This window comes from Paraburkholderia sp. UCT31 (assembly GCF_014397655.1).
GTDB lineage: Bacteria > Pseudomonadota > Gammaproteobacteria > Burkholderiales > Burkholderiaceae > Paraburkholderia > Paraburkholderia tuberum.
In genome coordinates, this window is record NZ_VZQP01000131.1 from 1 (window position 1) to 5,324 (window position 5,324).

The 5,324-nt window shown below is 55.7% G+C and carries 3 protein-coding genes and 2 pseudogenes; 2 read left to right on the top strand and 3 right to left on the bottom strand.

What is annotated here, in order from left to right; genetic code table 11:
• A pseudogene (locus tag F6X40_RS40840) lies at positions 1-117 on the top strand (IS6 family transposase); the annotation flags it as partial.
• Between the two features lie 61 nt (positions 118-178).
• On the opposite strand, the gene F6X40_RS40845 reads toward F6X40_RS40840, so the two are convergent.
• Positions 179-532 carry a DUF4148 domain-containing protein gene (locus F6X40_RS40845; RefSeq protein ID WP_187631805.1) on the bottom strand — a complete coding sequence of 118 codons (354 nt, stop codon included), beginning with the start codon at positions 530-532 and terminating at the stop codon, positions 179-181.
• Between the two features lie 601 nt (positions 533-1,133).
• Between F6X40_RS40845 and F6X40_RS40850 the strand changes: the two genes are divergently transcribed.
• A complete protein-coding gene (locus F6X40_RS40850) occupies positions 1,134-5,030 on the top strand; it encodes an ATP-binding protein (RefSeq protein WP_187631806.1) in 3,897 nt (1,298 codons plus the stop codon).
• Between the two features lie 30 nt (positions 5,031-5,060).
• Here F6X40_RS40850 and F6X40_RS43040 read toward each other — a convergent pair whose 3' ends face one another.
• Positions 5,061-5,186 carry a hypothetical protein gene (locus F6X40_RS43040; protein ID WP_262421743.1) on the bottom strand — a complete coding sequence of 42 codons (126 nt, stop codon included), beginning with the start codon at positions 5,184-5,186 and terminating at the stop codon, positions 5,061-5,063.
• A gap of 21 nt (positions 5,187-5,207) precedes the next feature.
• Positions 5,208-5,324, bottom strand: a pseudogene (locus F6X40_RS40855) (IS6 family transposase); the annotation flags it as partial.

Here is a 5,324-nt window from a genome sequence, read left to right on the forward strand (position 1 = left end):
ACCCGCATCTTACTGGGTGGCATCGAAGTCATGCACATGATTAAAAAAGGGCAGATGATGTGTCGCCACCGCACCACGCGTTCTGCAGCCCAGCAGTTCTATGCGTTGGCGGCATAAGTCGTACTAATGATATCGCTTATGCTTGACCTCACCTCCTTATTGCGACAAAACCCCGCGGTCAGTTACCGAAGAAAATGTTGCAGTAACTTGCGGGGCCGGCGCACGACGATGGCGAGAGGTTCGGCAAATGCGGGGCACTGCCGGCAGCCGAGGTGCCATTCATCGTCGTGCCGCCAACGGCGGTGTTGGCCACCTGCTGGCTGTCCTGTGCACTGATCTTCAGTTCAGCCGCCTGGATTTGCGCGGGATACGTCGTACTGTCGCCGTCGCCGACTCGATAGCCGGCCTCCTCTAGACGGATCAGGTTTGCGCGAACCTGTGCGCGGGTGACGGGCTCGGTGCTCTGAGCGAAGCTGAGGACCGGGCTGGCAAGCCCACCGATGGCGAGTATGACGCATGCAAGGGTCTTCATGTTGGAACTCCTTGAATCGGTTGAATGGGAACATGGCATTACGGCGGCACGATGCTGATCAGTTGCCGAAATACGGTGTGCAGAACCTCGCGGGGGCCGCGGTGAATTACTGCCTTCCTGTGTCAGATTATGCTGATTCATTCCAACGTTTGGCCATCTCAGTTGTAGTTAGGTTGGCCATCTGATGTTCGGTATTAAATGCTCCCCTTTGGGCGAATAAATGTTCGGTATCGATTTGCGTGCATTCGTTAGGATTAGTTTTTTGAAGTACGACACGCACGCCGGGTTGTGGATGCATGTCGAAGCGACTTACGCGTTCCGAGCCCAGACTATCGCGATTGACAAGCAGTGCTTGGCCTGGATGTCCGGGAGTTGCAGTGCGGCGTGACGCCGAGGAACGGCTTCATACTTGCCCTCGAGCTGTATCTTTTGACGGTCTTCAACCCCATGCCCGGCGCAGTGGTCACAAATCTCAATGGGATCCGCCTGCGTTGACGACAAACTTTTGTTCTGTATCCAGCAGAGCACTTGTTCCCATCGACGTGCTGCGGAACCACTATCAAAATGGGGCGTATGCTGCACTGAATCCCAGAGGCCTACTATGGCGTCCCGTCCTCAAACACGCGGTGATTCGCACGCGGGCAACAAGCCCGGGGCCAGAACATCGATGGGCGCGGGTGGAAAGGTTAAAAGAATCGGGCTCCGCCGATTCGCTGAATCGGTGAAGCTTTTTCTGGGACCGGTTGCAGTGCTCACTGCCGAGCAGGATCTGCTCGTCAAACGCAAGTTATTGGAATCGCTGTCCCGTCGAGCGCTATATTGGATGGCGCTTCTGTTGCTCGGCAGCGCAGGCACGTTCGTATTTGGAAAATGGATCAGTACAGCGGGTTTTGACCCGGTGTTCCGCATCGTCTGGATGTCTGGACTGTGGGGGATCGCCGCCCCCATGGCTTTTTTCCTGCTAAGAAAGACCATCGCGCTTCCAAAGCACGCTGGCGTCACCACGGTCGAGCAACTGCACTGGGCGTGGGCCGTGTTGATCATGCTGACATCGTTGTGGTGGGCGGCGGCAAGTTTTGGCTTACTGCCACCTTCATGGCCGCGCGGCCATAGTCATTACGTCAGATTGGTGAGGATGACTTTTGTCGAACTGACGCTGATTAGCCATGTAGTTACTATTTTGCTACTGGCTCCTAGTCTTCGTGCGACTTTATGTTCACTTCTGCTCGGCGCGATTCCATTTGGGCTAAGCATGGGAAATCTGATGTTCATTTACCGGCCGATTACGCTTGACTGGCTGGCGGCTCAATTGATTGGCCTTTGTTTTATCGCATGGTTTATCTGTGACGATCAGAAGCGCGCAGGTGTTAGAGAGCTTATTCTCGTCGAAGCCCGATCGCTGGCTGAAGCGGCGACGGCGGAGAAGAACCAGTTTATTGCGGCGATCAGCCATGACTTGCGCCAGCCGCTCACCACGCTCGGCTTGAAGCTGAACTATATCTTCCGGAACATTGGATCAACCAATCTGGTTGGTGACCTCTCGATTGCACAGAGACAGGTGGATGCGATGGTGGATATGATCAACGGTGCACTGGATATCTGCCGCCTCGAATCGGGTACCTGGCATGTGGAGATTCAAGAGATCATGCTGGCTTCGCTTTTAGACGCGATCGTTGTGGACGTGCGACCGATCGCCCGGGCGAAGGGGCTGACGTTGAGACTCCATAGCCGGCCCTATCTGATCCGGACGGATCGGCATGCGCTGGACAGGATCGTCCGGAATATGGTGCTCAATGCGGTGCGTTATACGCCTTCCGAACAGAGGGGAAAGAAGGGGCATATTCTGGTGAGCTGCCAAAGACGCGGCGACGTCGTCAGGATCAGCGTCTGGGACAACGGAATCGGTATCCCGGAGGATAGACAGCGGGATATCTTCAGGAGCTATGTCCAGGTCGACAATCCCGAGCGCGATCGTGAAAAGGGGTTCGGCCTGGGTTTGTCGATTGTCCAGGGGCTCGCGAATCTTCTGGGACACACACTGGACGTGAAGTCGGCACCCGGTCGGGGCTCGCGCTTTTCAGTCACGGTCCCCTTCGTCGTGCGCATACCGACGGACTTGCCCGAGGTTCAAACGGGTGAAAACGACGCCCCGGATCTGACCAATCTGGTCGTGGTGATTATCGAGGACAACAGCGACCTGAGAATCGAAATATCGATGTGCCTGATCGAGCATGGCTGCTACGTGGTGGCGGGAGAATCATCCTTCGATGTCATCGAGCAGTTGCGCACTGAAGCGTTGGCAAGCGGTCCTCACGTCATCCTCTCCGATTACCGGCTAAGAAACGAAGACGGTATTGCTGCAATTGCGGCGGTCCGCGCTGTTACCGACGCTTCGCTTCCTGCGATCCTGTGGTCGGGCGACACTTCGTCAGCGGCGCTCAAGAAGGTAGCCACCAGCGGCTTGAAGCTTCTGGCGAAACCGGTTTCCGAGGAGACCTTATTGAGTTTGCTTGCCAGACACAAACTAAAAACATCGGTCGAAGGCGCGTGTGCTCAGACACGAGGTGATTCGGGCGGGGGCACCAAGACCGAGGCCGGAACATCACCTGGCGCGGGCGAGACGGTCCAGAAAATCGGACGGCACCGGTTTGCTGAATTTGTGAATCTCTTTCTGGGGCGCGTGGCGGCACTCAGTGCCGGGCAGAATCTTTTCGTCAAACGCAGATTAGTGGAGTCACTGTCCCGTCGAGCCGTGTATTGGATAGCGCTACTGTTGCTCGGAAGCGCGCTCGTGTTCGTATTTGGGACATGGATCAGGACGCCGGATATTTATCTTCTGTTCCGTTTCGTCTGGATCTTCGGATTGTGGGGAATGGCTACTCCCATGGCAATCTTCCTGTTAAGAAAGACGATGGCGCTTCCAAAGGATGTGGACGCCAACGCGGTCGAGCAATTGCACTGGGCATGGGCCGTATTGATCATGCTGACATCGTTGTGGTGGGCGGCGGGTAGCCTGGGGTTAATCCCAGCTAGTTTCCACGGCCCCGTGTTGAGGATTCTGGCCAGGTATAGCTTCTCCGAGATGACGCTGGTCAGTGATACTTTTACCTTGCTGCTGCTGGCGCCGAGTCTTCGTGCAACTTTAGGTTCACTCTTGCTAGGCGCCATCCCATTCGCGTTTGGCATGGGACCGATTCTATTGATTAACGTGCCTGCCATGCTCGAGTGGTATACGGGTAAGCTGATCGGCTATTGTTTTATTGCATTTTTTCTCTGTTACAACCTCAAGCGCGCATATGTAAAAGAGGTCATTCTCGTCGAGGCCCACTTGCAGGCTGAAGCGGCGACGGCGGAGAAGAACCAGTTTATCGCTGCGATAAGCCATGACCTACGCCAGCCGCTCACCACGCTTGGCCTGAAGCTGAACTATATCGACCGGAACATTAGATCAACCACCTTGGGCGGAGATCTCTCGATTGCGCAACGGCAAGTCGATGCGATGGAACACATGATCAACGGTGCACTGGATATCTGCCGCCTCGAATCGGGTACCTGGCATGTAGAGATTCAAGAGGTCATGCTGGCTTCGCTTTTAGACGCGATCGTTGTGGACGTGCGACCGATCGCCCGGGCGAAGGGGCTGACGTTGAGACTCCATAGCCGGCCCTATCTGATCCGGACGGATCGGCATGCGCTGGACAGGATCGTCCGGAATATGGTGCTCAATGCGGTGCGTTATACGCCTTCCGAACAGAGGGGAAAGAAGGGGCATATTCTGGTGAGCTGCCAAAGACGCGGCGACGTCGTCAGGATCAGCGTCTGGGACAACGGAATCGGTATCCCGGAGGATAGACAGCGGGATATCTTCAGGAGCTATGTCCAGGTCGACAATCCCGAGCGCGATCGTGAAAAGGGGTTCGGCCTGGGTTTGTCGATTGTCCAGGGGCTCGCGAATCTTCTGGGACACACACTGGACGTGAAGTCGGCACCCGGTCGGGGCTCGCGCTTTTCAGTCACGGTCCCCTTCGTCGTGCGCATACCGACGGACTTGCCCGAGGTTCAAACGGGTGAAAACGACGCCCCGGATCTGACCAATCTGGTCGTGGTGATTATCGAGGACAACAGCGACCTGAGAATCGAAATATCGATGTGCCTGATCGAGCATGGCTGCTACGTGGTGGCGGGAGAATCATCCTTCGATGTCATCGAGCAGTTGCGCACTGAAGCGTTGGCAAGCGGTCCTCACGTCATCCTCTCCGATTACCGGCTAAGAAACGAAGACGGTATTGCTGCAATTGCGGCGGTCCGCACTGTTACCGACGCTTCGCTTCCTGCGATCCTGTGGTCGGGCGACACTTCGTCAGCGGTGCTCAAGAAGGTAGCCACCAGCGGCTTGAAGCTTCTGGCGAAACCGGTTTCCGAGGAGACCTTATTGAGTTTGCTTGCCAGACACAAACCAAAAACATCGATCGCGGGCGAACGAAGCGATGGCCGCTGAACATAAAGAACGGAGTAGTGAAGATCTTCACTACATGGCTTTATCTGGTCCATTTCCAAGCGCGAGCTCGGCATTGACTTTCAATGCGGCTTCAACGCGGCGTTCCGGTGCGCAACCGGTGGGGTTTTGTCGCAATAAGGAGGTGAGGTCAAGCATAAGCGATATCTTTAGTACGACTTATGCCGCCAACGCATAGAACTGCTGGGCTGCAGAACGCGTGGTGCGGTGGCGACACATCATCTGCCCTTTTTTAATCATGTGCATGACTTCGATGCCACCCAGTAAGATGCGGGT

Coding starts and splice junctions, on each gene's coding strand:
- F6X40_RS40845 (WP_187631805.1), bottom strand. CDS start 532: ATGAAGACCCTTGCATGCGTCATACTCGCCATCGGTGGGCTTGCCAGC.
- F6X40_RS40850 (WP_187631806.1), top strand. CDS start 1,134: ATGGCGTCCCGTCCTCAAACACGCGGTGATTCGCACGCGGGCAACAAG.
- F6X40_RS43040 (WP_262421743.1), bottom strand. CDS start 5,186: ATGCTTGACCTCACCTCCTTATTGCGACAAAACCCCACCGGTTGCGCA.